The 2,757-nt window shown below is 68.3% G+C and carries 2 protein-coding genes; both read left to right on the top strand.

Annotated features, from left to right (window positions below):
- Nucleotides 1–255: 255 nt before the first annotated feature.
- Nucleotides 256–1,731, top strand: coding sequence for an IS21 family transposase (istA, locus tag OXU42_08675; GenBank protein ID MDE0029456.1), 1,476 nt, complete (start codon nt 256–258; stop codon nt 1,729–1,731).
- Nucleotides 1,728–2,552: an IS21-like element helper ATPase IstB gene (gene istB, locus OXU42_08670; protein MDE0029455.1), complete on the top strand. Its 825-nt coding sequence runs from the start codon at nt 1,728–1,730 to the stop codon at nt 2,550–2,552. The genes istA and istB overlap by 4 nt, the downstream gene beginning before the upstream one ends.
- The last annotated feature ends 205 nt before the right edge of the window (nt 2,553–2,757 follow it).

Below are 2,757 nucleotides of genomic sequence, written 5' to 3'. Positions count from 1 at the left end.
TCTAGCGCGGCAAACAAGGTGAGAGTCAGCGTCAATCAGGATGCGAGTCCCGTCTGAGGGGGGCGAAGGCGGCGGCCGTCAACGGAGGGAGGGCGTAGCCCGACCGGAGTTGACGGCCGCCGAAAAAATTTTTTCGCCCCCCTTTGGGGGGCGTTGGAAGCCCCTTGGTGGTCGTGGCGGCCCGGGTCATCACCTCGCGATTCGTCTCGAGAAGAGGAGAGCGAGGTGCCGGGGCCACATGTCACTGATCACCAGATGAGGACTTTCATGAACCACAGGAAAACCCTTTCGACCGAAACGGCGGCCGCGAAGGCCGGCTTCAGCGCCGCCACCGGGTACCGGATCCAACGGGACCCGCGTCCCCCTTCGCAAAAACGGGCGCCCCGCGGCCGGCGGCGCCCCGATCCGCTGGCCGGGATCTTCGACAAGGACGTCGTGCCGATGCTGCAGGACAACACCGACATCCGGCCGGTGGGTGTGTTCCGGGAATTGATGCGGCTCCATCCCGACCTGGATCCGGGCATCCGGCGCACCCTCGAGCGGCGGATCCGCGACTGGCGGGCCCGCCACGGCCCGGACCGGGACGTGATCTTCCGACAGACCGCCAGGCCGGGCCGGATCGCCCTGTCGGACTTCACGGTCATGAACGCTCTCGGCGTCACCGTGGCCGGACAGCCCCTCGATCACCGGCTCTATCACTTCCGGCTCCCCTGGTCGGGGTTCCGCCATGCAGAGGTGGTTCTCGGCGGCGAGAGCTTCACGGCCCTGGCCACAGGGCTGCAGGCCGCGCTCTGGTCCCTGGGTGGCGTTCCCGCCGAACACCGCACCGACAGCCTGTCGGCGGCCTTCCGCAACCTCGGCAAGGACGACGCGCGGGACCGGACCGGACGGTATGAGGCGTTGTGCGGGCATTACGGGATGACGGCCTCCCGCAACAACCGCGGCGTGGCCCACGAGAACGGCGCCATCGAGAGTGCGCATGGCCACCTCAAGCGCGAGGTCACCGATGCCCTGGCGCTGCGGGGGTCGAAGGACTTTGCCGATATCGACGCCTATCGCGCCTTCATGGCCGGGATCGTCGGACGCGGCAATGCCCGCCGGGCGAAGGCCATCCGGGCCGAACGCGGCACGCTTCGCGACCTGCCGCCGATGCGCACCCCGGATTGGGAGGACGCCACCGTCACCGTCACCACGTCCAGCGGCTTCATCCTCAAGAAGGTGTTCTACACCGTTCCCTCGCGGCTGATCGGCCACCGGCTCGGGGTCCGCATTTTTGACGACCGGCTGGAACTCCATCTGGGGCACACCCACCAGCTGACCCTGCCGCGCAAGCGCAGGGGGACATCCGCGAAGGCCGTGCATGTGGTCAATTACCGCCACGTGATCCATGCCCTGAAGACCAAGCCGATGGCGCTCCTGAACCTGGTCTATCGCGACGAGCTGTTCCCGCGCGACGCCTACCGGCGTTGCTTCGAGATGGCGGTCGCCCGGCTCGGCGAGCGCGCGGGCTGCCGGCTGAGCGTGAAACTCCTGGCGCTCGCGCATGAGGAGAATTGCGAGGCGGCGCTGGCGACGGAAATCGACCGCGGCCTGCAGGCCGGGATTCTGCCGGACCTCGATGATCTCCGGACCCGGTTCGCACCGGACCCGGGAGGCCTGCCCGAGGTTCAAGTCACCCGGGCCCGGCTGGCCGGCTACGGGGCGCTGCTCGGCACGGGAGACGCGTCATGACACGGACAGACAATGACGCGGTCGACGGGGTCAAGCTGGCCCTGATGCTCTCGGAACTCCGTCTGCCGACCATGCGGTCGCTCTGGGAACGCTTTGCCGAGCGGGCCGATGCCGAGGGCTGGCCGGCGGCCCGGTTCCTGGCGGTCCTCGCCGAACACGAGCTGGCGGAGCGGGGCCGGCGCCGGATCCAGCGCCACATGGCCGAGGCCCGGCTGTTGCCGGGCAAGAGCCTGGCCACCTTCGACTTCGCCGTGGTGCCCACCGTCTCCAAGGCCCGGGTCATGGCGCTGGCCGCCGGCGACGCCTGGCTCACCCAGGGGGCATCATGCCTCATCTTCGGGCCGCCCGGGACCGGGAAATCGCACCTGGCCTCGGCGATCGGCCTGGCGCTGGTCGAGAACGGCTACCGCGTGCTCTTCGCCCGGACCACCGATCTGGTGCAGCGCCTGCAGGTGGCCCGGCGCGAACTCGCCCTGGAAAGCCTGCTCGCCAGGCTCGACCGGTTCCACCTCGTGATCCTCGACGACTTTGCCTACGTCCGAAAGGATCAGGCCGAAACCAGCGTCCTCTTCGAACTCATCTCGGCCCGGTACGAGCGCCGGTCACTCCTGATCACCGCCAACCAGCCGTTCTCCGAATGGGACCGGATCTTCCCCGACGAAACCACGGCCGTGGCCGCCGTCGACCGTCTGGTCCATCGGGCCACGATCCTGGAAATGAACGTCGAGAGCTACAGGCGGCGCGAAGCCCTCAAGGCGAAACCGCGCAAGCGGGGCCGGCCCGCGACGAAGGCCACGAAAAAGAACACGCCAACCGACTGAACGGACGCCTCAACCAAAACCCTGCGGCCCGCGGCACCCACGCGCGGGCCGCAGCCGTTTCCGGACCCGCGTCAGGCCGCGGCAACCAGGACCGCCAGAAAAAGCCCTTGCAATCGGCACGAAGTCCCGAAACACTCCACTCTGCCGCGACGCCAAGACTCTCATCCAGATTGTCGCGCACTCTCATCCAGATTGCCGCGCTATA

Source organism: Deltaproteobacteria bacterium (assembly GCA_028818775.1).
Lineage (GTDB): Bacteria > Desulfobacterota > Binatia > UBA9968 > JAJDTQ01 > JAJDTQ01.
This window is presented reverse-complemented; position numbering and strand designations above follow the sequence as displayed.